Origin of the sequence: uncultured Parasphingorhabdus sp., assembly GCF_963975555.1 — a bacterium.
Lineage (GTDB): Bacteria > Pseudomonadota > Alphaproteobacteria > Sphingomonadales > Sphingomonadaceae > Parasphingorhabdus.
This window is the reverse complement of record NZ_CAXBHH010000001.1, coordinates 352,120-378,408: the sequence shown is the minus strand read 5'-3', so window position 1 is coordinate 378,408 and position 26,289 is coordinate 352,120. Positions and strand designations below refer to the sequence as shown.

The window sequence follows — 26,289 nt, the reverse complement described above, 5'->3', positions numbered from 1 at the left end:
GGCGAAGCCGCGATGATCAAAGACGGGTGCGTATGACCAGCAAGATTGCGAATATCGATGGCACGCCAGAAGTGCGCGACGTACAAGGCCGCGCACAGGCTCAGGAATATGTGCCTACAAAGGACGTGATTGACGCGCTGGATGTCGCGCTGGTGCTTTACGATGTCGATTTGAACTTCGCCAGTTGCAACGAAAAATATCGTCAAGCATTCAAAAGTGGTCAAACACCGACGACTGAAGCTGGAGAGAATATCTACGCAGAAATGGAGCGCTTGATGGCGGTCGGTTTGCATGCCGTGCCGAATACCATGTCCAAGCAAGATTTCATGGACGCCATGATCAACCACATAAAATCCTATGCAAAAGATGTTCCGGTGGAAACAGAATCCGGCCTTGTCCTGAGTGTTTCGGTTCACAAGCCGGCGACGCAGGGATATTTGCTCGCCTTCTCGGACATTACCGAGCAACATCGTGCGAAAATAGATTTGGAACGTCGATGCGCAGAGGCGGAACAGGCAAACGCCCGCTATCAGGAAGCGCTCGAAGCGTTGGACGATGGCCTCGCCCTCTGGGATTCTGATTTGCGTTTCGTCATGGCAAACCAACGCAGTCTCGATATGCTTTATCCTGGCGATATCGAGAAGCCAAAGTTGGGCGATTCCTTTGAGATGCTTGTCGAAAGGCAGGCGCGCGCCGGTGTGTATTCAATACCCGAAGGCATGTCATTCGAGGATATTTCCGGCGGCTGGATCGCTGCGACCAAGGCCCACCAGCAGGGCGTGGATTTGGGACTCGCCGATGGTATGTTTTTAGAGGCGTCCTCACATAAAACCACTTTCGACGGATATTTGCATGTCTTCAAGGACGTGACGGAAAAACACCTCGCCGAGGAAAACAGGCTCGCAACCGTCAACGACGTGATCCAGACACTTGATATAGGCTTGGTACTCTGGGATTCAGAAATGAATTTCGTAATGAATAATGACAAACATATTGCCATGTTTCATGCGGACAATCCGGTGCCCGAAGTCGGGGAAAATCTGGGCGATATAATGCAGCGCTTACTTGCCGACGGCTTTTTCAAAGTACCCAAAGGTGTGCCGGACGAAGTCTATATCGAGACCTGCCTGTCGGTGATCAAAAAATATCAAAAAAATATAATGATGATGATGGCCGACGGTCGCATTTACAATTCGTCGATCCATAAAACGGCGCTGGGCGGATATCTCAATGCATTCACAGATATAACGGAACAACGGAAAACCGAAGCAGAACTGCAACGGCAGCGCGAAATCACGCATCAGAACGAGAAGCTTTCAGCGTTGGGCGAACTTCTGGCAGGCGTCGCCCATGAACTTAATAATCCTCTTTCTATTGTGGTCGGCTATGCACAGATGCTCGAAGGACGATTTGACGATCCTGTCCTGAACACTCGTGTTTCACGCATTAGTCAAGCCGCAGACAGAAGCGCAAAAATTGTCAAAACCTTTCTGGCCATGGCCCGGCAACGCCCGACCAAAATCGAACAATGCTCCTTGAACGAAGCGGTGCTGATGGCGCTCGAGATGGCTGGTTACGGTCTCCGTTCGAACGGCAATCAGATCATATTGGATTTCGACGACAATCTGCCCCTGGTTTCGGCTGATATCGATCAATTGGCTCAAGTGTTCACCAATCTTATCGTCAACGCGGAACATGCCTTGGCCGATAAAAAGCAAGACGGCAGGTTGGAACTGCGGAGTTATTACGATAAAAAAACCGACCATTCAGTTGTCGAGGTTCGCGATAATGGGTCGGGCATAGCGAGTGATATACAGGCGCAGATCTTCGAGCCGTTTTTTACCACCAAGGATGTCGGATCGGGAACTGGGATCGGCCTGGCCTTTTGCCATCGAATCATTGATACGCATGGCGGATTTCTGACCGTGCAATCGAAGGTAGGGAAAGGCACAAGTTTCTTTGTCCAACTGCGCTCGGTAGAGAATAAACTGCTTTCGCAAGAGGCTACCGTCTCGGCAACCACAAACCACAAGGTCTATAATATCCTGGTAGTTGATGACGAAGAAGGGGTCGCCGAACTTGTCTGCGACCTTCTACAGGACAAGGGGCATGCGGTTATCGTGTCGACTGACGCACGAGAATCGTTAAAGCTCATGAAACAACGTTCCTTCGACGTGATCTTGAGCGACTTTAAAATGCCTGGACTGGACGGCGCAGGCTTTTTTCAGATCATTCAGGAAGAGATGCCGCATTATGCCCAACGGATCGGTTTTATTACAGGCGATGCAATGGGGAAGAAGGTCGCGAGTTTCTTTGATGACACACGGCGCCCTTACATCGAGAAACCGATATCTACGCATGAACTGATTGAACTTGTTGATCGGCTGGGGGGAGAAATCAAATGAATGATCGGATGACGCGCATTCTTGTGTGTGATGACGAACCCCATTTGCGTGAAATGATATGCGAATATCTGACGGAGCGCGGATTTGGCACAACTCAAGCCTCTGACGCCAAAATGCTGTTGGCCGCTGTAGAAGTTGAACTACCCGATCTTATCATTTTGGACGTCAACATGCCGGGTATGGACGGATTGTCGGCGCTCCGGGAATTGCGTACATCATCGACCGTTCCGGTCATCATGCTGACGGCAGCGGTCGACGTAATCGACAGGGTATTGGGACTGGAAATGGGCGCTGATGATTATGTTGGCAAACCCGTTGATCTACGGGAGCTCGAAGCCCGCATCAAAGCTGCGCTACGGCGGCAAATCTTCTCCAGCGAAGAAGTGAAGAAGAAGGTTCGGATAGATGGGACTGTGGCCATTGGACAATGCCGTTTGGATATTGACGGCGCTAAACTCTATGGCGCGGACGGCAATGAAATCGCAATTACCGCGATGGAATTCAGCCTTCTCCGGGTCTTTGTTGAAAATAAAGGCCGGATCTTAAACCGGGATCAGCTGCTTGAACAAGCGCATGATAGAGGCTGGGAACCGTTCGATAGATCCATTGATCTGCGAATTTCCCGAATCCGTCGCAAGATTGAGGCTAATCCAACGAAACCGGAAGTGATCCGAACGGTTCGGGGTTTGGGCTATGTTTTCGAGTGAGGGGCGGCTGTCGGCGATGCGACTATCCCATCCTCCTTATTCTAATCGCACGGCGTCTGTATTTTTTTTACACCACCATGCCCTTGGCAGGCACTAACGTCTGTCACCTCGTCTCCGAGTTCGAACGTTGTACCGTCCGCGCATTCTACTTTGCGGAGCGGCTTAAGCGGCCGCACTGAGAAACTATTTCTTGTGTCTGAGCCGGTCGTTAAAATCGCGAGGGCAGACAGTATGTGGTTACGCATTATCTCTTCGCTTTTAATTGGGGCCTCTCGAGAGGATCCGCATCTGTCACAACAGGGTCGCGTTTTCTCCGCGACCCTGTTTGCTGGTCCTGAAGACGGCTCACAGGAGAAACGCAACTATGTGTAGCCGCTTCGGGAAAGGCCAGTTCTGGATTTTCAGCTATCAAGACATTTCTGAAGAAGCGCAGCGTCTGGATTGCTCGCGCTAGGCCCGAATTCTGCATAGCAGCCCGCAGTCCATGCCGGTGCCGTATTATCAAAACCGTTGGATTGGGTTCCGGCATTGGCCTGCACCTTAACAGCACGCGGCGTCGCCAGACGTGGCTTGACGGCACGCACTTTCGGCGTAGTCTGAACCGTTGGCGTCGTTGTAATGGCTGATCCACCAGCGTTCGTATCTTGAGCCCGAGCCGGTGCGACAGAGAGACCTGAGACCAGCGCAATCGCGGTGAGCGAAGAAATCAATGTAATTCTAGTCATCCAAATTCTCCATTTGGTCATTTAATTGCTGTCAGCCTTCAAGCGGACAATCCCAAGATGGAGTGCGAAGTTATCTAAACTATGTTGCGGCAAGCCTCAATTGTATCAAAATTGTCGGATTCACCTCGAACTATACATTTGATACCAAAGCACCTCAATCGCGACGTCCTAGCGTTACAAAGCCCCTCCAAAGTTGCTCCATCAAAACGGTCGAATGGTTCGGTCTGCTATGTTTGGAAAGAATGTGAAATGGTGGCTATCGCTCACAAATGGAGACGGACCCTAGCTAGTTTAAACATCAACTGCAGATTACCGGAACCCGTGAACGACAATGGCACGCCCGAAGACCTATTGGCCTATGTCAAGAACTGCGACATCTACGCCGGCTCCGAATATAGGCCTGCACGAACCCAAATGTGGTGGCTGCCTTGAACATTGCCAGCGTCACAATGCGGATTACGCTATGTTGAAATCCTGGATGCTCGCCCCGTATAGTAGCCAATCTGTCGGTTGATAGCTCAAGATGGGGGAACAGTTCTCTATCGGGTAATCGCCCTATACCTGTTCAGAGAGCCATTTCGATGAATTCCCCGCGCATGCAATGGTTTGAACTCATCGACGCGCCATAGCCCCCTGCGTTGAGAAGCGCGATATAATCATCTTCGAAAAGCGGCGGTACGGCGACGGTTTCTCCCCAGATATCAAGGGCCTCGTTGATGTTGCCAGCAATGGTGGCGCTTTGCCAATCAGCGGGATCGCGGCTTCGAATAAGACAGGCGACCGGCTCACAGGGCATATCGTAAAAGGCCGGTTCGGGGTGCAGGTTGAAGCCGCCATCAACGCTGACGAACAGCGTGTTGCGTTTGCGCTCTACATCGGTGACACCGAGCACAAGCATACCGGCGTCCTTGACCAAGAAATCACCCGGCTCGACCGCAACGGTCAGACCGGTTCCGGAAAAATGCGACCGCAAAACGCCGGACCAGCGTGTCAGGTCGAGCGGCCTGTCGGCTTCGCGGTGAGGCAGGCCAAGGCCTCCCCCAACATTTACCATTTCCAGATCTGGCAATTCCGCAATACAGGAAAGCGCGGAAGCGACGGCATCGCCCCAGCTTGCGAGCTGATCATCAAGATATCCGCATCCGACATGAAAGTGCAATGTCGTAACCTTCAGATCGAACCTGCGCGCCATATCCAGTGCTTCGGCCCATTGCTCCCGGTAGATGCCGAATTTGGTGGTGCGCGCACCTGCATAGGTCAGCAAGGCGCTATCACCATAGCCGGTACCGAGTCCGGGATTGACGCGAATACCGATGGCGCGCCTTGGCTCGCGCTCGCCGATCCGCCGGATCATGCCGATGGAATCACAATTGATTGCCAGTTCGGGATGAGCGATCAGCCGATCGAGATCGCGATTGGCGACGCCGGTGCCGGTAAAGCTGATCTGGTTGGCGCGGAAACCGCAGGACAGGGCGAGATCGAGTTCATTGGGAGAACAAATGTCGACGCCGCATTTTCCGGAACGGGCCATCATCTGCAAGAGCGGCGCAAAACGATTTGCCTTCATCGCATAATAGACGCGGTGCTCGCATTCGGTTGTATCAAGCGCCTGCAAAAGGGTATCGAGCCTGGCAGCTACGCGGTCGAGGGAGTAAAGATAAAGCGGTCCGTTCGCTTCCGCCGCCAAGCCGCCGACATCATGGCCGGCGAATTGAAGCCGATCGCCATGATAATGCAGATCATTCCGCTCCCACCAGAATTCTTCGCGGGGAGGCAGGCTTGGCGATATTGTCATCACCCGGTCTAGTGCCGATGATCGGCGTTGTTTATATCGTTTTCGGGCGGCTCCCCCGCTTCGATGCGGCCGACGATCCAGTCGCGGCATTTCTCGGCGCCGCAGCTGCAGGAAAAATTGATAAACAGCCGGTCCTCTGTTTCTGCATAATCGATACTGAGTAGCTCGTCAGGAGCAATGTCACGCAAGGCAACCAGCTCCTGCCGCTGCATGTCGAGCCGGCAATTGGGATCACAACCATGGGAAATATAGCCGACGAAACGGGTACCGGAAATGTGCCAGCCCGGGCTCACCTGCAAGCTATGTTGGGTGAGTTCCGGTCCGATTTTACCGGTAAAACGGTCAAGCAGATCGCCCTTGGAAAAATTTACCCGGGCAACCACACCAACGCCCACCGCTTCATCATAGCAAATCGCCAGATCATCATTCGTATTACGACGGGCAAATAACTCGGATGATGATTCTTGATACATCTCAAGATTTTCCCTGTCTGACGCAATTAATAAACAGCGCATGATTGCACTAAGTGGCTTCTAGCGGGAAGACTTTAAAAAATCGTAGCCTGTTCCAGCCATCCTTCCGGGAATAAACGATATCATCCATAAGTTTGCGCACGATATGCAGGCCCAGTCCGCCAAGCGGCCGGTCTTCGACAGGCAGATCGGTGGCGGGATCCGGCTGGGAGAGAGGATCGAATGCGGTTCCGTCGTCGGCAATTTCGACGCTGACAGAATCTTCCCGAACATCAATCTTAACATGCACGGCAGGCTTACGGCCATCAGCTCCATGGCTAAAGACATTGCTGATCACCTCGTCAAAAACAATCATCAGTTGTGCCACGGTTGCGGACGGAACGCATTGTTCATCCAGATAGGATTCGATGGCCTCAAGGAACCCCGCAAAGCCTCCCTGCCCGTCTTTCAGGGTGCGCTCAAAACTGGACATCATGAGCCTCGATCCCTGCACCTGCCATATAAATTTCCCGAAACCAGCTTAATCGAGTGGAAAAATTTCTCAATCTCTTTAACATAGAACTTATAAACAAAACCATTGGCACAGAGGCGATAGATGCAGATCAGCGAAGAACTGAAGTCCGAGGCGCTGGTGATTGTCGCTTCTGGCCGGATAGACAGCAACACGGCATCGCAACTCGAAGCTGTCCTTCCCGAACGGGTTCAGGTCAATGATGCAACCGTGATGGATCTAAGCGATGTTGCCTATGTCAGCTCGGCCGGACTGCGCGTATTGTTGAAAGGTGCAAAAATCGCAAAAACCACAGGGCACAAGCTGGTCCTATCCGGCCTCTCGCCATCGGTTCAGGAAGTTTTCGACATCAGCGGCTTCACCAGCATATTTGCTATCGAACCCGATATCTCAAGCGCTCTGGTTGCGATCAGCTGAGCCGGACGCGCCGACCGCTACAAATATGCCGGAAGGCGCAAGCAGCAACTCGATCGCGGCGAGCCATTCTTCCGGCATCGCTCCAGGATTTGCCGATACATAGCGCTTTGGTGCGGCAGCCGTGTGCGCATCGGCAATACAAAGTAACCGCGTATCTTGCGGTAACGGTTCGTCGCTTCGCCAGGCAATGCTAGCCAGTTCTTCGATCCGATAGGCCTCACGCGCGATAGCAAGGCATTTTTCTGCCCCCATATCGATCCAGTTATCTTCGATGAAGCGCCGCGCTGCTGCGGCCTGGGCCAGCGCGCTGAACGGGTCTTCGGCAACACAACAGCCAATCACCGCTGACGCCTCATCATCCGAAGCAGCGAGGGCAAAAAATGCGCCTGGCTGTGCGTCACCGCAGATCCGCATCGCAATCCGGGTACCGGCACCTTCCCGTTCGAACGGCTTGAATAGTAGGGCCCGCGATCTGAGTACCGCTTCGCCAAGATTCCGCTTCCGGTCATTCCTGGCGATAACCCGGCGGTCCCGCATTTCGGTAGCAACTTGGCTAGCCCCCATCAGCCGGACAGCATCGGCTAGGTCACGCGTTTCCCGGATCCGCAAACCATCTTCATTTGAAACAGTTTCACCCGCTGCAATCGCCGCGAGCGACTGGCCGTTAATCCGCAATTCGCGCTCGATACGACGGGCAACGAACCAGCTAAGCCCGGCGGAAAATATACAGGAAACCAGCACGATAAACAGGATTGCGCGCTTGATTTCCTCGATCTGCGCAAACATCGGTTCGGCGTCCAGCCGTGCAGCCACGAAACGTCTGTTGCCAGCGGGAGCAAAGGCTGCAACAAAGCGGGATCTGTCGGTGCCTGCACCCGTCCTGACAATGCGCCCCTCGGTAACGGGAGCATAAGACTGCGGCGTCCAGTCAATCGAGTCTGTCGTGAGCGACATCGCTGCACCGTCAGCATCAACCAGGTAAATGGCTTGCAGGCCGACGATCTGACGGCTTGCTGCATCCATTGCCTGACGTCTGAGCGGCTTGGCCAATTCTTGTTGCGGCGCATCCATTGCCGCGACAAATTCGGCAGTAACCACGGCTGCTGCCAGTGCCTGCTCGCCGAGGGCCCGCGACATTTCCGCTTTCTGTTGAAAATAGAGCAGTGCCCCGTTCACGGACGCCATGACGAGAAACAGCGGAACCGTCAGCAGAATGATAATCGATCGGATCTTCATGCTATGCCATCCGTTGCCAGCGCAACCAGTCCGACCACAAAATCGGGGCATTCCCGCGCAATCGTGAATAGGTGCGGTTTCGCCAGGCAGAGGGCTTCCAACCCGTTGGGGCCTGCGAGAATGGCATCTGGAACCGGCAGGCCAAAGAGCGCGGATGAGGGGTCGAATATGGTGGGCGCCCGCTCACCCAGAACATGAGCCTCGCCGGCAATGGTTATAACCAGCATGTCCGCAACCTGGCCAGCGGCAAACACCGTTGCGCCGGGCGGATAATGGCGTTGGAGCGCGTGCATTGCGATCAGCAATAGTTCGCTCTGGGTCAGCACATCAAACGGCTTGACTGCGCCGAGCGCGAGCAGCTTGCGAACCGTGTCGATCGCAATCATTACATCCGACCTTTCGCAAGGCTCACATAACCACCCGCAGCGACCCGCACGGCATCGACCGCCGCGTCGAACGCGATGGGAAATCCGGGAGTGAGCGAAAGCTCCCGACCATCACAACGGACGGTAACGTCTGCATTTCCCACAAGTTCGATCACCTGTTCCCGGTCATGCATGACAAGGCATGCGCCGTGATCACTATCCACGAGGGTCCGCCAATGTTTCGCCAGCTCCGGGTTTTTCAGGAAACTCTGGGCCAGCCGGACCATGGATTGTGACGCCAGCACAGTTTCGACATTCTGGTCGCCACCCGAAAACCAGAAGATGCGCGCACCGTCCCGTTGCGTAAGCATTATGATCTCATCACTGTTCAGCCGGACCTCTTGCAGCAGCAAGGCGGCATCGGCATCATTTTCATGGCGTACTGCAGCCGTTTCGCGCGAAGCTCTGGCCTGGGCCATTTTTTCGGCCAGCGCCGCGAGCGCATCGCGTAAGCTGGCCACTTCGCGCGGCCCCGCTGCCAGCGACGACGCATGGCCATCGCCTGTTGCCAATTTTAGCGCATCGTCCTTGAGTGCCTCAATCGGCCCGGCAACCCTGCGCACAATCGTCAGCGCGACCAGCAGGCATGCCAATATCGAGCCAATGCCGATGAGGGCGCTGGCAAAGAGGGTGTTCTGCGTGGCCACCTGGATCACCGAAATATTCACATCGGCGCCTGCGGTCGCGGTTATATGCCCGTCACTGCCATAGACCGGTGCAAGGGCAGTCTTCAACAAGCCCCACTGCTCCTGATATTCGATCGGCGAGACAAAAATCCCTCTGCCGGCCTCTGCATTATAGAGCCCCTTCATGGTCATATCGGACAAGTCATCTTCCGAACCGATCGGCGAATGGTCATCTCCTTCCGAACCATCAAGAATATAGGTTACGTCCTGCGAGCCGCCGACCGCCTGGCTATAGAGATAGGTCAAATCCAGTTTCGACCGGATCCGTCGAATCGGGAGGACATTTCTCAAATAGGGTGCAGACTGCTCGACCATATCGGAAGCTTCTTTGGCAAACGCTGCGCGCATCAGTTGGTCGTGATCGACCGGATCGATCAACGCTCCGGTAAGTGCGCTGGTCGTAGTGAGCTTGCGGTCAAAACCGTCGATGATCGTGTTATAGAGCCAGTTGTAAACGAATATGGCGAGAAGCATCGACACAAGGACGACGGCTGGCACAAAAATACGCAATAAAAGCGTTTTGATCGGGACGGTCTCACGCTGCATATCGACGCCCATCCATTGACCGGAGCAGAACGAGAGCGAGATCAGAATAGCGCGTTGCTATATCGCGTATATCGCTGTGCAGAATCCAGCCGGGGGTATCTTTGACCGATATCTGCAACGCGGATCCATCGGGTTCTGACCATCTGGCTTTTTCCGCAAGCGTCAACAAGGATTCGAGGGTTGCGCCACCAAATTCCTTTGATTGGCTCAAAGCCTCAAGAATTTGGAGGGCTGGCGGACAACCCGGTTTTGCGAGACCGTGAAGCGCCAGCAATTGACCGCGCAAGACCCACGGCATGTCCGGGCAGACAAGCGACTGCATGCGGCGGGAGAATGCCGCATCATCCAGCATCTCGTGAAGGATATCTGCCGCTGCTGCCGCTTCGGTCGATCGGCCGCTTCGCAGGGCTTTTTCGAGAAGATCGTCTATATCGCCCTCCCCGCTTTCCTCGCCAGCCACCGGGCGATGAGCCCTTAGCAGCGGTTTCAACTGCCGGAATGTCGCATTATCTACGCCACTCTCGATGGTTTCGATGGCGTTGCCACGCACTTTCGCATTGGCGGAATGGAGCGACACGATCAGCAGGTCGGCATTGGGTAACCGCCCGCCAAGCGAGAGCAATTCAAGCGCAAAATCGATTGATGCGGCAACCCGCTCACGCTGGATACGGGCTAGCAAGACAAGAGAAGCAGACTGCCGATCACTTCGTTCCAGCCGGTCGGCACTGGCAAGCAGCCTGCCGGTGTCGCGAAGCTCCATTTGCACCAGCTTATCCAAATGCGACATAAATTGCGCGAAGGACAGTTCGACCAAAGCCCGTGCCGCGATCGAACGGATGCGGTAGCTTTGGGTTCCGTCGCCCATCGCAAGCAACAGGCGCGGGATTGCCGTTTCGCCCATTGCCGCAAGGATTGCAGCGACCGCTCGCCGGTCGCGCGGCGAAAGCCCGCCAGCTGCGGTAAGGATTTCTGGTATGGCCTCGACGTCGCCGATCCGGCCGAAGAGATCGATGATCATCAGCCTTTGTTTCTGGTTCAAATCCGGCAACCGGGCAGCAAGTTCGGGAATCAGGTAGAAATCTTCGGCAGTCGCAGATGTAGCCAATATGTTTAGCGCAACCTCCCGATCCTCTGGACCTGCATCCAATTGCAGGACAAGACGTTCGAGATCGACGGCGGACTCCGCTGGCAGTGCCGACGGCTCCTCCACCTGTAATAAATCCCGGGCGATATTGCCTTCTGCTCCGTCATCGATCCGCGCAATCGTCTCGAGCAATTCATATGCGTCTGGATCATATTGTGGAGATTGGGCACTGCGATCGCCGAAGTTCAGCCAGCCAAACCGCATATTTGCAGCCAAGGCGGCAGGATATAGCTGGCGGAGCGCCACGACCACAGCAATCAGCACGATACCAGTGATAACACCGATACCGGATAGCTCCCGCATATCGAGATAGTTTGCCGCATAGAGCAGGAAACCGCCCGCAACGAGACTGGCAACCGGTTCGCACATGCCCTCCATCACCGTTCGCAGAGGCCGTTTCACATGGGAGGGCACAGCGTTGAAAAGCAGGTTTTCGTTATTGTACTGGATCGAGGTCAGAACGCCGTGATAGGCGAAAAATGCTGCGAGGGCGGCTCCGGTGCCGCCTTGCAGAAAAAAGTAGCCGAAGACCGCGAAATAGGTGAGCGGCTGGATGAAGGCGACATTGCGCACGCCGAACCGGGCGACAAGCCGGTTGAAGACAAACAGACATACGACGAGATTGAAGAGGTTGGCCGCCGCGTAAAGCGCGCCCAGAAGCGATGCCAGTTCGGCCTCGCTCCGGCCATCTTGCAAAACTTTCGAATATTGGAACTCGGCAAGATTGGTCATCAACAATGTGACGAACAATGTCATTGTCAGGACGATCGCATAGCGGGAATTGCGAAATGCCCGGCCCACTTCGGCCAGCTGGCTCACTGTGCCGCCATCATCTTCCGTAGCCGTCATATCATTTTCGGCGATCTGCCCCCAGCGCCGCCTCAAATAACGGGCGAGCGGTGCGGTGATCAATGCGATTGCGGCCCATATAAGCAGGAAATAATGCATCGGGATTGATCCGGCGAACAGGCTGACAAACAGCGCCCCCGTTGCTGTGCCAAGCGCACAAAATGCTGCAAACAGCGGAAACAGGCGTTTGGCATCCTGAATATCGAAATAGGTATCCGTGAAGTTCCAGAACAGCGTGTAAAGTGCGATATACCAGACAGCCAGGTACAGTTTGAGCATGTAATATAAAATTGTCTGCCATTCGGGATCGAGTCCCGCATCGAGCAGCGCCCAAAGCGTCGCGCCGCCAGCGATCAGCGCGCCCAGCGTGAAATCGACCATGTTGCCAATGGAAGACCGGACCAGAAGATAAGAGAAGACTCCTGTGTAGAGCAGCATGACAACGGGAGTAAGCAAGAAAATGACCGGCAGGCTATCGGCGCCCACATTGCTGAGAAATGCAGCATCGCCCGCGCTGAAACCGATACCCATACCCATTTGCAGCAGGAACCCGAAAAGCCCGAACTGAACCAGCTTTGGCCATTCCCCATGCTCCAGACGGAAGATATGATTAACGAATTTTTGCAATTATCCCCCTGATGGCGCTGGTACCCGTTATTTCTTAATCAATTCCTTTTACTAAATTCTTTAGAACAGGCTATCCAGTCGGTTCGGGGCATCGGGGGTTTCATTTCAATCATGGTCGAGACGGTACAGCGGAAGCGCAGGTTTGGCCTGAAGCCACAATTGGTTTTGTTACTGCTTTCCCTAAACCTCATTTCCGCCTTTGCCTATACCACCGCACTTTATACCAACAGCAAATCGGAGATCATTGCAGGTATCGATGGCCGATTGGCCGCTGCGGTGAATGCCGGACGCGAGATCATCCCGGAAGGTTATCATCGGAGAGTCGAAGGCGCGGATTCTATTCCACAGGATGAATTTGACGAGGTGCAGAAGCGTCTGTCCCGTTTCGCCAACGATTCCGGCTTTGTTTACGTCTATTCCTATATGAAGTTCGGCGACGAAATCCGCACCGTCGCCACCAGCGCAACATCATCCGAACTGAAAGACGGCGCGCAGACCGGATATTTCGCCCTTTACAATACGGCTCCGGTGGAACTCTTCCGGAGCTTTGCAGACGGCCGTGTCCGGTTCGACGAATATCATGACTCCTTTGGCTCCTTCAGATCGATATACAAACCGATCCGCAGTGAAGACGGCCGAATTCACGTCATCGGAGCCGACATCGATCTCGCGAGTCTGGACAAACGGCTGCATCAGGCTCTGGTGAAATCGATCCTTATCGGCATCATGATGTTCGCTCTGGCCATGGCTGTGGGATTGCTGCTGATAGCGCGCATTGTCGGACCGCTCGTGCGTCTGACAGCCTATACGCGGAATATGGAGCAGCGCAGCTTTGAGCCTGACGAAGAGGAAATGGCTGCAATGCATAAGATCAGCCAGAGCCGGGGTGACGAAGTCGGCAGTCTGGCCGAGGCCATGGCCGCCATGATTTCACGTCTGCAACGCTATCTGATTGAAATGGAAGTCGCCACCGCCGCACGCCAACGCGTAGAAGGCGAACTGTCCGCCGCTCGTGACATCCAGATCGGTATGCTGCCTCGCAAATTTCCACCCTTTCCGGAACATAGCGAGCTGGACGTTTTTGCAATGCTCGAATCCGCGAAGGAAGTGGGCGGCGACCTCTATGACTATTTCCTGATAGACGATCACCGGTTGTTTTTCGTGGTCGGTGATGTGTCAGGCAAGGGCGTTCCCGCTGCGCTGTTCATGGCGATGACAACCACCCTGTTCAAAGCGCACGCCATGTCGTCCAGCTCGACCGGCGAAATCATGGGGAAGGTCAACTCCGAGCTTTCGCGCGAGAATGCAGCGGAAATGTTCGTAACGGTTTTCGCCTGCATCCTCGACCTGCGTGACGGAACGGTGGAATATAGCGATGGTGGCCATGAGGCACCCTTCATCGTCCGGGCCGATGGTTCGGTCGAGCGGCTGACCAAGCATCAAGGCATTGCCCTGGGCGTATTTGGCGACGTTGCGTTCAAGACTGACCATTTCCCGCTTCACCGGGGAGATGCGCTGGTCCTGTTCACGGACGGCGTCTCGGAAGCGACGGATGCCGAAGACATGTTGTTCACCACCAGCCGCATCGAAACCGCCCTAGCTGCCGCGCGATCCGAATTCTCGGCGCGTTTTATTGCGGAAGGCCTGGCTGATAGCGTTAGCGGCTTTGTCGGGGCCGTGCCTCAATCGGATGATATTGCGATTCTGGTTGTCTGTTACGAGGGAACATCCATCCCCGACAGCTGATCGGCGCATTCACTTTCCGATCTGGAAAGCGTCCCGCTCGATCCCGTGCATCTTCCTCAAATATAGTCGCATATCATCTATTGCGCGACGCAGCGTGTCATTGTCGGTGGGCAAAGCATCGGTCACTGAAGCGGTCATCGAACAGGTTTCTATCTCCCATGGGAGGAAATCGAAACCCGTCTCGGCATCTGCCATCCAGATGATCGGATAGGGCCTGCCGAACAGGACCCCCTTCAACTCCTCGCTTCCGACCAGATAGAGCGCGACCGATGACAAATTGTCAGCACCAAGCAGCAGTTCCACAAGATCGAGAGAAAGAACCAGACTGGCAGGCCGCGCAAATTTGGAAAGCCTGAAGCCGAGATCGAGATCGGGGCCGATAAAATCAACGTGAGGAGCCGCGTCGCTATACGAAAGCTCGGGAATATCGAGTTCAATATTATACTCGCCAAATTCGGCAAGCCATGCGGTGCCCTTCAATCGCAGCGGCAATTTTTCATAATGCTGCTGTTCGTATAGCTTCATGGTGCGCAGCAAAGCCCGGAGGATCGACGCCAATTCCTCCGCGCTCGACGGCTGCGCCATGAAGATCACTTCATCGCCCATCATCTTCCAGACATCAACCGCGGGTGTCTCTTCCTTGTCGAGAAATTCAAAACCCAGCTGGCCGGCAAGCATCAGAGGAAAATGGGTGAAAAAAGTATGAAACGTATCAAGCCAGCCATCGCTGGCGCGACCACTGAATTTTGCCTTGAACTGGGTTGAACCCACCATGTCGACGGAAAGGAATAGACGTAGCATGTTCAATTCGACCTTCAGAAATCCACTGCAATAGACGCTACTAGACCGCTGCGGCCAAGTCTGCCAGCCTCACCCACGCCACCATAATCACTATCGACATAGGATAGCGACGTGGTGAATTTGCCGAAAGCATAGGCAATGCCGGCTTCCCAGTCCCATTTCTTGATGAAATCGCTGGTTTCACGGCCAACACGCGCGGTTGCGGAGAATGGCGTCTTCGGGATGGCCATTGCCGCTGTACCGGAAACATAGACATTATCGCCGGGATAGTTCTTCTGGTCAGGAACATATGCAATCTCGACCCCCAGAGTCGCCAGACCCAGACCCTTTTCCACACCGGCGCTGACTTCATAATAGTTTACGCCGCTGCCCCCGGGATAGAGATAACCCAGCGCGGTCACCGAATAGTCCAGACCTGCTGCCGATCCGGCATATCCGCCATAGAGATCAAGCTCGACATTGGACCCGCCAGTATCAGCAACGGTGGAGGCCCAGCTGCCTACGAACAGGCCATTGTCCATGCTGACATCGATACCGCCCTGAACAGCGGGATCGCGATCAGAAAGACTTATCCCGCGAAACCGGTAATCGGAAACGATCGCGGCATTGGCCGACAGCGTAAAGCGCGACGCGCTCTCGCTTTGCCCGCTCGACTGCGCACAGGCAGGTGTTGCGGCGACCAGACTGACGGTGGTGCCCAATAGCAAACAGAATTTCAACCGCGTCATCTGTACCTCGGATTTTGTGTAGATCGAGTTGTAACATCCTCCTCATAAATAATCATTAACCACCCCCGGAAACCATGGTCGCCGCTTTTTAAGCTAATCGCGGCCGAGCAGCACTGTTCCATAAGGATAGCTAGACACCAACAATCCGGCTCCAATCCATACATGATCTGGTAAATCGATTGCTGTGCTGGAGCCGTCCAGGACGGCTTGATACGCGACCCGCTCCGAAAAGAAGCCTGCCGCCAAGCATCTCAACCACCAGACCCATTGCATTTCAGTGATAAATAAATGGCGGAGACGGAGTCCGTATAAGTTTTAGATTAAGATATTGAATATTATATAAATAATTTACGTAAATTAATCTAATCCCACACTTATTCCCACATTTGAGGGTCGTCACTATCAAATTGGTTCTCGTTTCCGGAATGCCGAGCCACTTCTAAAACTTATAAAACGGCCATCGGTCGCATAGTACAATGCACCGGTCAGAACGTGCTCCGATGCGTTTGCGGTCAACCGCATATCGATAAACACGACAAGCAGATTTGACACTCGTTAACGGATTTGACTCGACTCGCCGACAAGCGTAATTTTTACTTCCTCACTAGGGAAGGTCTAAAGGATGAACTAGCGACCCGCTGACCTTGGGCCTTCCCTATTTTCTAAATCAATATTGGCTTACCTTACCAATCGCGCTCCTAATTACACGCGCGCGGGCGAGAAACTGTATTAACGCTATCACTGGTGATTGGAGCCGGTATCCGGATTAGCGGCTGGAAAGATTTTGACTGCCCCCCGCCGCTATTTACACTCGCGCGCGCGTATTGGTCCTAAAAGGATTCAGTTGGCGTCAGCGTGACCGCACTCCTAACAGGCGACAAGCGTTATGGTAGATAGGTCCTACGGATGAGCATGAGATGAAATTTTTAAAAATCGTTGCGGTAATAGTGGTAATTTTTCTGTTGTTATCGACTTTTACCCCATTTGGTCGCATCACATTCATAATCAGCCAAGCACCCGCAGTCCTGCTTATACCCTTTGCAATTATTATGTTGATGGTAGTTTGGGGCATCCTAAAAAAAATGTGGAAATTAGTAACATTTTGGAAGAAATAAGCACTTCCTATGCGGCTTTCTTAGGATGCAAACCGACCTTTCAACTTAGCACTCAACCGTTTCGCCTGCCCCCTTCCCGCGCGCGTAAAGGGTGTAAATAATTCGCTCTAAGCCGTCGGGTCCGGTTCATCCACGCCCCAGATTCCTGACCTGCCATTGCAGCCTATTGCGCCCACAATCTCGGTTTTAATGACCATCATGCTATCATTGCTCAATTGGTCAGCAATATGCTTGGCAATACGAGACACCGCCGCATCGCTGACCGTGGGCAGCTTCGACCGCATCCCCTGCTTAACAGTCTTGGGAGCGGTCTTGATTGCCACAGCCACAATCGTTTCCAGATAGCCATTATCGAGTCGATGCATTTGGACGAAAGAACACATGGAGAACGCAAAGGGAAGCCCTATATACACGCGTGCGCGTATTGGTCGGAAAATCAGCCCAGCGGCTGGAGCAATTCGGGATAATTGTTCTTCACGTTTCCAACGTCGTTCGACACCGGCACGATGGAAAGCCCCCCTTCAAACGGTTCTAACAATCCAGCCGCCTGCTTCCATTCCCCTGCCAGCCAATCGCCAATTTGATCTTTGACCAAAATTGCAGGCATGCGGTTATGTATCGCTTCAAATGTTGCCGTGGCTCCCGTGGTGACCACAGTATAAGTTTTGACGCCCAGAGAGCTGCTCTCAGTCCATAGACCGGCCAAAAGCATAGGACGACCATCAGCATGCTCGATCTTGTGCGCCTGCTTGTCTTTGCCGTCGAGTTTCCATTCATAGAAACCTGATACGGGAACAATGCAGCGATGCGATTTCAGCAATGGCTTGAACGACGCTTTTTCCTCCAGCGTTTCGGATCTCGCATTTATCATTTTATAGCCGACTTTTTTGTCCTTTGCCCAATGTGGAAGCAACCCCCATTGCAACAATTCAAGCGAACGCTCCCCGTCCTGTTCAATGCAAACCGGAACCTTGTGCGTCGGCGCAATATTGTAATTCGGCTGGAAATTTGTGTCAGGCGGCGCTTGGGTGATATCGAGTATCTCCCGATATTCGGCCCAAGTCAGTTCTTCGCTGGCATATTTACGACCGCACATTACCCGCCCTCTGCGACACATCATCCCAAGCTAACGTTCAACCTTCAATCGCTTAGTTCGAAATTAGGCCTAATCTCAGCATTGCCAAGACAATTAGCTAGCTTTGAGCTTGTCGACATAACGCTTTTTAAGGACAAAATAGGCATGTCGGTCGCGCTCAACTTCATCACTATGAATGTGATCTAGAATATTTCTATCCACCAAACTCGTTAGAGTATTTTTGATCGTATGCCATCTGGTTCCGGTCAATTTCACGGCCTCGGTCACATTGATATTTTGATGTTCAGCAACATAGTTTACGATTCTCCGCTCCTGTGCGGATAAGCTTTGACTAAGCTCTTTTCCTAGAACACCAAAAGCATCTGTATCAACAAATTGGCGACGATGCTCAACATTGTTCATCAAGGTCAACCTGACACTTGCTGAGTTAAATGTGATCTCTTGAAACAATGGTGATGGCAAGCCAATTTCATTCATTGAGTCTCTAATCCTACGCGTGCCCTCATGTTCACAGAGAACGTATTTCAAATAGAAGAGCGCATCCATCAAATGAGGGTTTCTGGGTGAATGAATATCGTAGATATTTTCAGGGGTAACCAACGGCGGAAACCCTCCGGGACTCTCAACTTCAAGTCGGTTATCAAACATTTTAATCACGATGTGCATGGCCCGTAAGTTGTATGACCGGTGCGCGCATGCATTTACAACCGCTTCATACCAAGCATCTTTTGGATATTCTGATGTTGAGACAAATTCGCCCTTTGGGCCAAGCCGCATATACTCCCTTAACTGGGCTTCAAGAATTTTTTCTGACTGCTGGATAAGACTCGGAATAGGGCCTTCTATCCAAAAGCTTTTTACAACGTTGTGATCTTTCCCTGTTTTTTCATCGATCCCGTCAAACCTAAGGAAACGTATTTTGCATCCCGGGACAACAAGCTGGGGGTCTTTTGAGAATAATAGAGCACAAGCCAAATTGGGAACGAATTGCTTATCTTTTATCTTTCCTAACCGCCTAAGTTCCAGCACCTCTTCGGTGGTATGGGCATCTGACATACTACGGGATTCACGGACCGATTCCACAAAACCTTTCACGAGGCTCATGTCAAAATCATCGGGATATTCCAAGGGAACAGGCTCTTGTTCAATTTCCAGCTGCCCCTTGGACAACTGCAATTCACGCACCTCATCGCCTCTAAGCAATCGCTTTGACGAACCCCGCCTGATATAAGATTTACCCGCTGTCGTTTCCACCACTTTATCTTCACGATAAAGTACTCGAAATACGATGATAGAATCAGGCTTTCCCATATTATTAACGACTTGCACTTCTTTGACGACATAACGGGCTTCAGGACAATAAATGTCGCCTGCCCGTTGAAGTTCGTTAATGTGAGACTGCTCGTACCTCGCACAACCAGTCACTTTACCATCGTTTTCAACGCCGATGATTATGACGCCACCGAAAGGAGCTGTATTAGCCCACATAGAAAAATAATCACCGAGTTGTTTCTGCCCATACTGGGCGGACTTGCGCTCCACTCTTAGATTCTCATCAATGTCGACGGCGATTTTCTGCGACATTCTATCGTATATTTCATCGACAGACATATGCCGGGCGCTTTCACGCCCTGAATATTTAAACTCAAATCCAATTTGTTCCATAGTGCACTCATCTTACCAAAAACTCTCAAGCGTCGACATGCTTAAGACTCACTTTAGGCTCTGCGACCGCCCCCATCGCTTGCCGACTATCCTGCCCCCGTCATTTGATCGTGGCAAGGCAAGTTCGCGTGCGACCTCCTTCGATGCCCCTTTGAGCAAATAGCAGACAACCAACTTACCAAGATTTTCGCGGTATATCTCAGGCGCACTGCGATAGTCGCTAGCCCGTGGTCCGATTGTGTCAAACCTTGCCGCACCCTTGACATATTTGCCACCCGCCACCCTCAGCAGCCAGCGTCGCGTCATGCGCCTCGTAAATTCGCCTATTATAGGCTCCGGAATATGCAGCAAGATATGAACGTGCTCACCCTTCATACCATCGCCAAAGTCATTTTCGCGTATCCAGAGCCAACCGATCTCGTGTCCACGCTTGCGCGCCCAGTCTCTCGCCAGCCTGAAAAAACTTGAAATTGCAGACATACAATCGGCTGGAGCAAGGCCAAGTTTCTCCCAATGAACGGTAAGGAAACGGTTAGGTGGAACGTCTTTGGCAATCATGCTGCTTAAGGCTTTCAAAATGGCCTCGCATTGCGCTCGCGTTAAGGCGTCGGAATATCGCTCTTTGCTGTTGCGCGCACCGCCCCAGCTAACCTTAGTCATGGGAAACGGCCTGCACTCTAAACGCGCGGGTATAATAGCAAGGCTTGTGCCATTTCCCACTAAAGTAGTGAAAAATAGTGAAATCTCGCCAATTTTTGACGATAACAATGCATAACAACTGAATTCACTTTCCCAAGTTTCAAGATTGGTATTTGGAGAGAAGGGCGACCGTTGCCAGCCGCCCCTGTTATTGCGCTGTACTAACAGCCATCAGTCATGGCCATAGCACCGCTATTCAAAGCGATTTTAAGCGCCGTTAGAGTCGATCTCGGCCTTGGCCGCCGTAATGGCCTCGCCAAGCTCCCAGAGCCGTTCTGGCGGCATCTGGAGTCCGTTACGGATATATTTCGGATTGCACGGCTGGAGCGCCCCGTCGGCATCCTTGAACCAAGGCCATAGCGACACCCTAACATTGCCACCAAAGGTGCAAAGCTGCACCCGCCAGACATTGTTGCGATATGGCTGTTCAAAGATAAACTCCCTGTCGTTGGGTGCGGTCATGCGATCTCTCCCAATATGGTGACAGGCGAATGAAGCACGTATCGAGCATGCCAGCCACCGATGTCGTCGTGCGGTTCTCGGATGGTTTCTATTTCCAGCCCCTGCTTTCGCAAGTCATGCACATAGGCTCCCAACCGCAAGGCCCAGGTGTTGGAAAGCTCCAGCGCAATTACGCCGTTGTCACCATTGCTGACCAAGGCGCAAAGCGTCATCGCCCTTTTACCCGCTACTGAAAATTCACCGGATGGGCCTTCTGCCAATAGACGCTTGCGTCGACGCAGGAACTGCGTGTAATCAGCTTCCATTCCAATTGTTGAGAGACTTGCGGAATTCACCCCTTTGGCCGCACCACCGGCCTTAGGGGTTTTTCTTTGGATATTCATGCTGCCTCTCCCTGATAAGTGGGAAGGCTTGCTGCCCATGCTTCCGCATCGGTACATCTTATGCGGCTGGCTGTTCCCATTTTCAAAAGCGGGATTTTGCCCTGATTGACCAGCCGGTAGACTTGCGTTCGGCTAATCGAATAGCGCTCCATAAAATCGTTTATTGTCAAAAGTTGTGCCATCGAATTCCCTTTCTGGCGTCTGTGAAAGCGCCAAGGTTATCCTTCGGCGCACCAGCGTTTGCCGGTGTCACCTTCACAACAAGAAATGTCGTATGATTTCAATGTACGCAAGGGTACTAAATGGTACGCAATTGCTTTCTCAAGACCCTTAAAATTCCCGCACTGTATCTTTCCAAATTTTGCTGACTTGGCGGTGTTTCGGAAATTTTAAGATACTCGTCTTTTAAATCTAATGACAAGGAATCTACCGTGTACAAATCCAACTCCTCACTATGAAGTTTGGCAAGTTTTAAGGTCATTGATGCAATAGCATCGCCATGCTTGGCTCCCCGTCTACCACCTTTTAGTTTTTTAGTTTTTTCACCTGCAACCTCCAAGCCCGTGGCATTTCGCTTACGGTGTTCAAGAAGGCTTGAAGTTTCTGATATTTTGAAGTTTTCGCGGTCGAATTCAGGGCTATTGAGCCACTTCCATTCTTTTGGAGGAACGGTAACATGGTAGATTGTATCTTCTAAAAAGAAAACGTCCGATGCGAGCCGCATGTCAAATTCATCGTCAAATAGCTCATAAAACGGTGAGTATCCGTTAGCATCCTTCACCCCAGTTTTGGAGTATCCGAAACTGCCTCCACCTTTCCAATTGGTCGATGAATGTGCAACATTATACGGTAACTTGACTTCGTCCTGAAAGTGCAACCAGAATGCAGGCGATAACAATTTATATTCAGGCAGCGTCTTACGGATTGCGGCGTCCCTTTTTTTGCTATTCTGCTCGGACCATATCTGAAACTCTTCTTCATCCATAGTCGCTTCTAGGCTTCGGATTTTTTCCAGCTCATCGGCGGGAATTCTTTCTACACCAAGAATATTTCGGCATATAGCAACGACCTTCCCAGCTATCGCTAAGCCAATAAGCCTTTGTCCAATAGGCTCTTCAATACCTCCTTTGCTGTCAACGAGATATTTTGCCAATTCATAGGCAACGCCAGTTGGAAGCCAAGCCGGGACATAGTCGTCTTCCATTTACTTGCCTCCTATGGTAATTTTAACTATATTTTGCGAGCTTGAAGCGTTCGTGTAATCAGCCCAATTATCCATTAATATCCGTCGCTTATCGAGCATACTCCCCCTGCGATAAGCCGCCTCCGTTTTGTCCTTTATGGTATGCGCCAAAGCCATTTCAGCAACGTCACCGGCAAAGCTGGTTTCCTCTCCCACCCAATCGCGGAAGCTGGAACGAAAGCCATGCACCGTGAACGGCAAGCCTTGGTCCCGCAATATTTTGGTCAGCGTCATATCGGAAAGCGGCTTGCCCTTTTTCGTTCCCTGAAACACAAAGTTGCTGCCTGCTACGCGATGACCCTTGGCTTCCTCTAATACGGCCAGAGCGGCTGGAGATAGCGGCACGATATGTTCTCGCCCTGCTTTCATCCGTTCAGCTGGTATCGTCCACGTTGCCACTTCAAAGTCGATTTCATCCCATGTAGCCAGCCGCACCTCACCCGACCGCGCCGCCGTCAATATCACCGCGCGCAAGGCCAGTGCGCCAATGCTGTCCTTCTTTTTTAGGGCATGACAAAATTCGGGAACGTCATGATACGGCATGGCGGCAAAGTGCTTTTTCTGGCCCTTGGGGACTTTGGGAAGCGACTTGTTAATAATGGCCATAGACAAAGGCGCATCCCGATAGCCTTTTGCCACCGCCCAATCGATAATCGTATTGATACGTTGGCGCACCCGTGTTGCAGTTTCGTGCTTGGTTAGCCAAATAGTCGCCAATATGTCGCGAACGGCTGGACCATCGATCTGGTTTATCGCCCTGTCCCCAATGGCAGGAAAAGCGTAAGCCTCCAGAGACGAAATCCACTGGGCATTGTGTTTCTTGTTTTTCCATGCCTTGCGCTGTTCGGCATAGACCAGAGCCGCTGCCTCGCGGAATGTCGGAATGCCAGCCGACTTGCGCCGTTCGGCTATCGGGTCAATTCCCAGTTCAACTTGGCTTCGCACGATGGTCGCACGGTCGCGCGCAATGGCCAGCGAGACTTTCTTGGCACTCCCCAATCCAATGTCGCGCCGCCGTCCGTCCTTTTGAACGCGAACCATCCACGAACGCGAACCGGACTTGCCGACAACCAGATAAAGCCCGTCACCATCGCCATAGCGACCAGCCGCCTTTGTTGCCTTTACCGCAGTTGCTGTCAGATTACCCATTTTACTTTTCCCACACTGTTACCCACATCGTAAGCGGGTTAGTAGGGAATAGCAAGCGACAGCCAGTTACACGAAAGGCGCTTATACCCTAAGGGTAAACTAAGGGTTTGGTATTTTCAGGAATGGGCAGAAATAGGGAAGTGGCGGAGACGGAGGGATTCGAACCCTCGATAGGTTGCCCTATACACGCTTTCCAAGCGTGCGCGATCGACCACTCTGCCACGTCTCCGCATATACCGTCTGACCCGTGAATCTGGTCGAATATCAGACAGCGCCGCTTCCCTAATGCGGGAAACGGGCTTTCGCAAGCGATAGTGTCGGGTTAGGGTGCCGAGGAACAGAATATTGGGAATTTAAACCGTTCGTCCTGAGCTTGTAGAAGGACGCCTCACGACGAACAGCGTGGCTCGACAGGCTCACCACTAACGGCAGGAAACGGGAAATCTTATATGAACAAATTGCTCTCCATCGCGTCACTGGCGGCGCTTGCCGTATCTGCACCAGCCCTGGCTCAGGAAACCGAAAAAACCGAATATCCCAGCCCCAATGCCATTGTTGATACGGCTCCGGCCAGAGACTGGGTGAAAATTTCACCGAGCGACCTGCTGGTCATGGACCTGGCCCCCGACGCAGAAGGCAATGCTCGCCGGGTGGTCATCCAATTGATGCCGAAACCTTTTTCGCAAGGATGGATTCGCAATATCCGCAAGCTGGCCGCCGCGCATTGGTGGGATGGCACCAGCATCAACCGGGTGCAGGACAATTATGTCGTGCAATGGGGGGACGCCGGATACGACAATCCGGAATCGGGCGAAACGGAGCAGAAGGCTTTACCGGAGGGTTTGGAGATAATGACGGATCGGCAATATGAAATGATACAACAGCCGGTTGCTTTGATTAAACTACCGCAAAATATGGTCAAAGCTCGGGAAGATCAACGAGGCGATGGATATGCAACTTGGGTCAGACACAAACAAGGCTGGCCAATCGGAAGCGGCAGATTTAGTCAATGGCCCATCCACTGCTACGGCGCAGTCGGTGTCGGCCGGAATCTTTCTCCTGACACAGGCAGCGGCGCAGAACTCTACACCGTGATCGGCCATGCGCCGCGCCATCTCGACCGTAATATTGCGGTAGTAGGCCGCGTCATTGAGGGAATCGAACATCTCTCCAGCCTGCCGCGTGGCAAGGGGCAATTGGGATTTTACGAGGATGCGAGCAAGCGCGTGCCGATCACCTCAATCCGGCTGGGTGAAGCACTGGCCGAAGACCCGTCTCCCGCGTTCGAATATCTCGATACCGAGAGCGAGGCTTTTGCCCAATATGCCGATGCCCGCGCCAATCGCCGTGATCCGTTTTTCATCAAACCGGCTGGTGGCGCAGATATCTGCAATATTCCGGTGCCGGTGCGCCGAGTGAGCGGGGAGTGAGAGTCACCTTTCCTACACCGGCCCAATTGCGTAAACCGAAGCCATGATGATAGGCACACCAGCATCTTCTTTATGCTCGATTTTCGGCAGTTTTCTGGCTCAGCTTGGGGAAACAGCTTATTTTTCTTTAACACTGTAAAGTTTGTAAAGTTCGCAACGGGAACAGCCTGATGAAAAAATATCTTTGGAACGCGCGACCCTCTATTCTTTGTGCGCTGGTTGCAGTCTCTTTCTCACTGGCTTCTCCGGTGCTGGCACAAGAGGAAGCGGAAGACACACCCAAACTCACACCGGCTGAAGCCCTCGCCGCTGCCCCGGCCGAGCATTGGCTGCCGGTCCCGCTCAATGATCTTCTGATATTCACCCTGCCCGATGCTACCGACGGAACGAAGCGCCAGACGGTGATCCAGCTGCTGCCGGCGAACCTCTCGGGCGGCCACGTTCGCAACGTTCGGACCTTCGCAAAGACCCGCTGGTGGGACGGCACCAAAATCTATCGCGTCGCCAAGGACTTCGTCACCCAATTCGGTGGGAATCCGGATGCCAAGAAGATCCCCAAAGGCCTCGAGACGGTTCCGGAGAGTGAATATTATAACGCGGCGCTCGGGGTGAAGCGCGATGCCGATATGGTGGCCCTGCAGGCAGCGGTCGATTACAGCAATCAATATCAGGGCACCAAAATCCGGCCACTGATGAAGATGATCTATGAAAATGGCGGCGCACAAAAAGTCGGCTTCGGCGGCGGCTGGCCGATTGGCAGCAAGAGTGTTGACGGCGAGACGAAATATTATCCGCTCACATGTCGCGGATCTTTGTCGCCCGCCCATTATGACCCGCCAGACACCGGAACGGGCGCGGAAATGTCGGTGATCACCGGCGAAGCGGCGCGCAGTCTTGATACGACATTCGGCATGGTCGGCCGGGTGATTGACGGGCTGGAGCATTTGCAGAATCTGCCGCTGGGCACGGACTCGGGCGGTTTTTACGCCAATAAATCCCAGCATATCGAGATCCGGTCGATCCGGCTGGCCAGCGAGTTGCCGCTCGCCGAGCAGCCCGCTTATGAATATCTCGCCAGCTACAGCCCGGCGCTGCTGCAATATATCGAGGCCCACGGCGGCTATGGCAATATTTGCACGGTGGCCACACCTGTTAGGAAAGTTTCAAGATAGGGTAACAAAATTACAACGTATCTCGCGCACGCCGATATTTGCTGTTATTGTTAG

At 52.9% G+C, this 26,289-nt stretch carries 25 protein-coding genes and 1 tRNA gene; 6 read left to right on the top strand and 20 right to left on the bottom strand.

Going from position 1 to position 26,289, the window contains the following annotated elements:
• Positions 1–32: 32 nt before the first annotated feature.
• Positions 33–2,405 (top strand): PAS-domain containing protein, encoded by a 2,373-nt coding sequence (locus AAC060_RS01810; protein ID WP_339822257.1) that lies wholly within the window; start codon positions 33–35, stop codon positions 2,403–2,405.
• Positions 2,402–3,112, top strand: coding sequence for a response regulator transcription factor (locus AAC060_RS01805; RefSeq protein ID WP_339822255.1), 711 nt, complete (start codon positions 2,402–2,404; stop codon positions 3,110–3,112). The genes AAC060_RS01810 and AAC060_RS01805 overlap by 4 nt, the downstream gene beginning before the upstream one ends.
• A gap of 401 nt (positions 3,113–3,513) precedes the next feature.
• Here the strand turns inward: AAC060_RS01805 and AAC060_RS01800 are convergent, their stop codons facing one another.
• From AAC060_RS01800 to AAC060_RS01785, 4 genes are all read right to left on the bottom strand, one after another.
• Positions 3,514–3,837, bottom strand: coding sequence for a hypothetical protein (locus AAC060_RS01800; protein WP_339822252.1), 324 nt, complete (start codon positions 3,835–3,837; stop codon positions 3,514–3,516).
• 565 nt (positions 3,838–4,402) lie between these two features.
• The gene (locus AAC060_RS01795) at positions 4,403–5,632 is read right to left on the bottom strand and encodes a diaminopimelate decarboxylase (RefSeq protein ID WP_339822248.1); all 1,230 of its coding nucleotides are present in this window, start codon (positions 5,630–5,632) and stop codon (positions 4,403–4,405) included.
• 8 nt (positions 5,633–5,640) lie between these two features.
• On the bottom strand, positions 5,641–6,105 hold the full coding sequence (locus AAC060_RS01790; protein WP_339822245.1) for an SET domain-containing protein-lysine N-methyltransferase: 465 nt from the start codon (positions 6,103–6,105) through the stop codon (positions 5,641–5,643).
• Between the two features lie 49 nt (positions 6,106–6,154).
• Entirely contained in the window at positions 6,155–6,580 is a 426-nt protein-coding gene (locus AAC060_RS01785) for an ATP-binding protein (RefSeq protein WP_339822242.1), read from the bottom strand.
• Between the two features lie 120 nt (positions 6,581–6,700).
• Between AAC060_RS01785 and AAC060_RS01780 the strand changes: the two genes are divergently transcribed.
• Positions 6,701–7,033 carry an STAS domain-containing protein gene (locus tag AAC060_RS01780; RefSeq protein ID WP_339822240.1) on the top strand — a complete coding sequence of 111 codons (333 nt, stop codon included), beginning with the start codon at positions 6,701–6,703 and terminating at the stop codon, positions 7,031–7,033.
• Here the strand turns inward: AAC060_RS01780 and AAC060_RS01775 are convergent.
• The 4 genes from AAC060_RS01775 to AAC060_RS01760 are packed head-to-tail and all read right to left on the bottom strand — an operon-like array spanning position 7,007 to position 12,546.
• On the bottom strand, positions 7,007–8,269 hold the full coding sequence (locus AAC060_RS01775) for a hypothetical protein (RefSeq protein WP_339822237.1): 1,263 nt from the start codon (positions 8,267–8,269) through the stop codon (positions 7,007–7,009). The two genes, AAC060_RS01780 and AAC060_RS01775, sit on opposite strands and share 27 nt — an antisense overlap.
• On the bottom strand, positions 8,266–8,655 hold the full coding sequence (locus AAC060_RS01770; protein ID WP_339822234.1) for a Crp/Fnr family transcriptional regulator: 390 nt from the start codon (positions 8,653–8,655) through the stop codon (positions 8,266–8,268). Before AAC060_RS01770 ends, AAC060_RS01775 begins: the two co-directional genes overlap by 4 nt.
• The gene (locus tag AAC060_RS01765) at positions 8,655–9,926 is read right to left on the bottom strand and encodes a histidine kinase (RefSeq protein WP_339822231.1); all 1,272 of its coding nucleotides are present in this window, start codon (positions 9,924–9,926) and stop codon (positions 8,655–8,657) included. The genes AAC060_RS01770 and AAC060_RS01765 overlap by 1 nt, the downstream gene beginning before the upstream one ends.
• Positions 9,916–12,546, bottom strand: coding sequence for an MFS transporter (locus AAC060_RS01760; RefSeq protein WP_339822229.1), 2,631 nt, complete (start codon positions 12,544–12,546; stop codon positions 9,916–9,918). The genes AAC060_RS01765 and AAC060_RS01760 overlap by 11 nt, the downstream gene beginning before the upstream one ends.
• Positions 12,547–12,657: 111 nt before the next feature.
• Between AAC060_RS01760 and AAC060_RS01755 the strand changes: the two genes are divergently transcribed.
• Positions 12,658–14,292 carry a SpoIIE family protein phosphatase gene (locus AAC060_RS01755; RefSeq protein WP_339822226.1) on the top strand — a complete coding sequence of 545 codons (1,635 nt, stop codon included), beginning with the start codon at positions 12,658–12,660 and terminating at the stop codon, positions 14,290–14,292.
• A 9-nt stretch (positions 14,293–14,301) separates the two neighbouring features.
• Here AAC060_RS01755 and AAC060_RS01750 read toward each other — a convergent pair whose 3' ends face one another.
• The 12 genes from AAC060_RS01750 to AAC060_RS01695 form a co-directional block, all read right to left on the bottom strand.
• Positions 14,302–15,093, bottom strand: coding sequence for a hypothetical protein (locus AAC060_RS01750; RefSeq protein WP_339822223.1), 792 nt, complete (start codon positions 15,091–15,093; stop codon positions 14,302–14,304).
• Positions 15,094–15,107: 14 nt separating this feature from the next.
• Positions 15,108–15,821 (bottom strand): TorF family putative porin, encoded by a 714-nt coding sequence (locus AAC060_RS01745; protein WP_339822220.1) that lies wholly within the window; start codon positions 15,819–15,821, stop codon positions 15,108–15,110.
• A gap of 1,222 nt (positions 15,822–17,043) precedes the next feature.
• A complete protein-coding gene (locus tag AAC060_RS01740; RefSeq protein ID WP_339822217.1) occupies positions 17,044–17,259 on the bottom strand; it encodes a hypothetical protein in 216 nt (71 codons plus the stop codon).
• Between the two features lie 113 nt (positions 17,260–17,372).
• Positions 17,373–18,032, bottom strand: a complete 660-nt coding sequence (locus AAC060_RS01735) for an SOS response-associated peptidase (RefSeq protein ID WP_339822214.1) — start codon at positions 18,030–18,032, stop codon at positions 17,373–17,375.
• 93 nt (positions 18,033–18,125) lie between these two features.
• The gene (locus AAC060_RS01730; protein WP_339822211.1) at positions 18,126–19,697 is read right to left on the bottom strand and encodes an ATP-binding protein; all 1,572 of its coding nucleotides are present in this window, start codon (positions 19,695–19,697) and stop codon (positions 18,126–18,128) included.
• 48 nt (positions 19,698–19,745) lie between these two features.
• Positions 19,746–20,357 carry a hypothetical protein gene (locus AAC060_RS01725; RefSeq protein ID WP_339822209.1) on the bottom strand — a complete coding sequence of 204 codons (612 nt, stop codon included), beginning with the start codon at positions 20,355–20,357 and terminating at the stop codon, positions 19,746–19,748.
• A gap of 246 nt (positions 20,358–20,603) precedes the next feature.
• Positions 20,604–20,858, bottom strand: a complete 255-nt coding sequence (locus tag AAC060_RS01720; protein ID WP_339822206.1) for a hypothetical protein — start codon at positions 20,856–20,858, stop codon at positions 20,604–20,606.
• Positions 20,855–21,241 (bottom strand): helix-turn-helix domain-containing protein, encoded by a 387-nt coding sequence (locus AAC060_RS01715; protein ID WP_339822204.1) that lies wholly within the window; start codon positions 21,239–21,241, stop codon positions 20,855–20,857. The genes AAC060_RS01720 and AAC060_RS01715 overlap by 4 nt, the downstream gene beginning before the upstream one ends.
• Positions 21,238–21,423 carry a helix-turn-helix domain-containing protein gene (locus AAC060_RS01710; protein ID WP_339822201.1) on the bottom strand — a complete coding sequence of 62 codons (186 nt, stop codon included), beginning with the start codon at positions 21,421–21,423 and terminating at the stop codon, positions 21,238–21,240. The genes AAC060_RS01715 and AAC060_RS01710 overlap by 4 nt, the downstream gene beginning before the upstream one ends.
• Positions 21,424–21,539: 116 nt before the next feature.
• Positions 21,540–22,445 carry a hypothetical protein gene (locus AAC060_RS01705; protein WP_339822198.1) on the bottom strand — a complete coding sequence of 302 codons (906 nt, stop codon included), beginning with the start codon at positions 22,443–22,445 and terminating at the stop codon, positions 21,540–21,542.
• Positions 22,446–23,633 carry an integrase arm-type DNA-binding domain-containing protein gene (locus tag AAC060_RS01700; protein ID WP_339822195.1) on the bottom strand — a complete coding sequence of 396 codons (1,188 nt, stop codon included), beginning with the start codon at positions 23,631–23,633 and terminating at the stop codon, positions 22,446–22,448. It lies immediately after the preceding gene.
• A 141-nt stretch (positions 23,634–23,774) separates the two neighbouring features.
• Positions 23,775–23,862, bottom strand: a tRNA-Ser gene (locus AAC060_RS01695).
• A gap of 220 nt (positions 23,863–24,082) precedes the next feature.
• On the opposite strand from AAC060_RS01695, the gene AAC060_RS01690 reads away from it, so the two are divergent.
• Together AAC060_RS01690 and AAC060_RS01685 are read left to right on the top strand one after the other, a co-directional pair.
• Positions 24,083–25,063, top strand: coding sequence for a peptidylprolyl isomerase (locus AAC060_RS01690; RefSeq protein WP_339822194.1), 981 nt, complete (start codon positions 24,083–24,085; stop codon positions 25,061–25,063).
• Positions 25,064–25,233: 170 nt separating this feature from the next.
• On the top strand, positions 25,234–26,235 hold the full coding sequence (locus tag AAC060_RS01685) for a peptidylprolyl isomerase (protein WP_339822191.1): 1,002 nt from the start codon (positions 25,234–25,236) through the stop codon (positions 26,233–26,235).
• Positions 26,236–26,289: the final 54 nt, after the last annotated feature.

Coding starts and splice junctions, on each gene's coding strand:
- AAC060_RS01810 (WP_339822257.1), top strand. CDS start 33: ATGACCAGCAAGATTGCGAATATCGATGGCACGCCAGAAGTGCGCGAC.
- AAC060_RS01805 (WP_339822255.1), top strand. CDS start 2,402: ATGAATGATCGGATGACGCGCATTCTTGTGTGTGATGACGAACCCCAT.
- AAC060_RS01800 (WP_339822252.1), bottom strand. CDS start 3,837: ATGACTAGAATTACATTGATTTCTTCGCTCACCGCGATTGCGCTGGTC.
- AAC060_RS01795 (WP_339822248.1), bottom strand. CDS start 5,632: ATGACAATATCGCCAAGCCTGCCTCCCCGCGAAGAATTCTGGTGGGAG.
- AAC060_RS01790 (WP_339822245.1), bottom strand. CDS start 6,105: ATGTATCAAGAATCATCATCCGAGTTATTTGCCCGTCGTAATACGAAT.
- AAC060_RS01785 (WP_339822242.1), bottom strand. CDS start 6,580: ATGATGTCCAGTTTTGAGCGCACCCTGAAAGACGGGCAGGGAGGCTTT.
- AAC060_RS01780 (WP_339822240.1), top strand. CDS start 6,701: ATGCAGATCAGCGAAGAACTGAAGTCCGAGGCGCTGGTGATTGTCGCT.
- AAC060_RS01775 (WP_339822237.1), bottom strand. CDS start 8,269: ATGAAGATCCGATCGATTATCATTCTGCTGACGGTTCCGCTGTTTCTC.
- AAC060_RS01770 (WP_339822234.1), bottom strand. CDS start 8,655: ATGATTGCGATCGACACGGTTCGCAAGCTGCTCGCGCTCGGCGCAGTC.
- AAC060_RS01765 (WP_339822231.1), bottom strand. CDS start 9,926: ATGCAGCGTGAGACCGTCCCGATCAAAACGCTTTTATTGCGTATTTTT.
- AAC060_RS01755 (WP_339822226.1), top strand. CDS start 12,658: ATGGTCGAGACGGTACAGCGGAAGCGCAGGTTTGGCCTGAAGCCACAA.
- AAC060_RS01750 (WP_339822223.1), bottom strand. CDS start 15,093: ATGCTACGTCTATTCCTTTCCGTCGACATGGTGGGTTCAACCCAGTTC.
- AAC060_RS01745 (WP_339822220.1), bottom strand. CDS start 15,821: ATGACGCGGTTGAAATTCTGTTTGCTATTGGGCACCACCGTCAGTCTG.
- AAC060_RS01735 (WP_339822214.1), bottom strand. CDS start 18,032: ATGTGCGGTCGTAAATATGCCAGCGAAGAACTGACTTGGGCCGAATAT.
- AAC060_RS01730 (WP_339822211.1), bottom strand. CDS start 19,697: ATGGAACAAATTGGATTTGAGTTTAAATATTCAGGGCGTGAAAGCGCC.
- AAC060_RS01725 (WP_339822209.1), bottom strand. CDS start 20,357: ATGACTAAGGTTAGCTGGGGCGGTGCGCGCAACAGCAAAGAGCGATAT.
- AAC060_RS01720 (WP_339822206.1), bottom strand. CDS start 20,858: ATGACCGCACCCAACGACAGGGAGTTTATCTTTGAACAGCCATATCGC.
- AAC060_RS01715 (WP_339822204.1), bottom strand. CDS start 21,241: ATGAATATCCAAAGAAAAACCCCTAAGGCCGGTGGTGCGGCCAAAGGG.
- AAC060_RS01710 (WP_339822201.1), bottom strand. CDS start 21,423: ATGGCACAACTTTTGACAATAAACGATTTTATGGAGCGCTATTCGATT.
- AAC060_RS01705 (WP_339822198.1), bottom strand. CDS start 22,445: ATGGAAGACGACTATGTCCCGGCTTGGCTTCCAACTGGCGTTGCCTAT.
- AAC060_RS01700 (WP_339822195.1), bottom strand. CDS start 23,633: ATGGGTAATCTGACAGCAACTGCGGTAAAGGCAACAAAGGCGGCTGGT.
- AAC060_RS01690 (WP_339822194.1), top strand. CDS start 24,083: ATGAACAAATTGCTCTCCATCGCGTCACTGGCGGCGCTTGCCGTATCT.
- AAC060_RS01685 (WP_339822191.1), top strand. CDS start 25,234: ATGAAAAAATATCTTTGGAACGCGCGACCCTCTATTCTTTGTGCGCTG.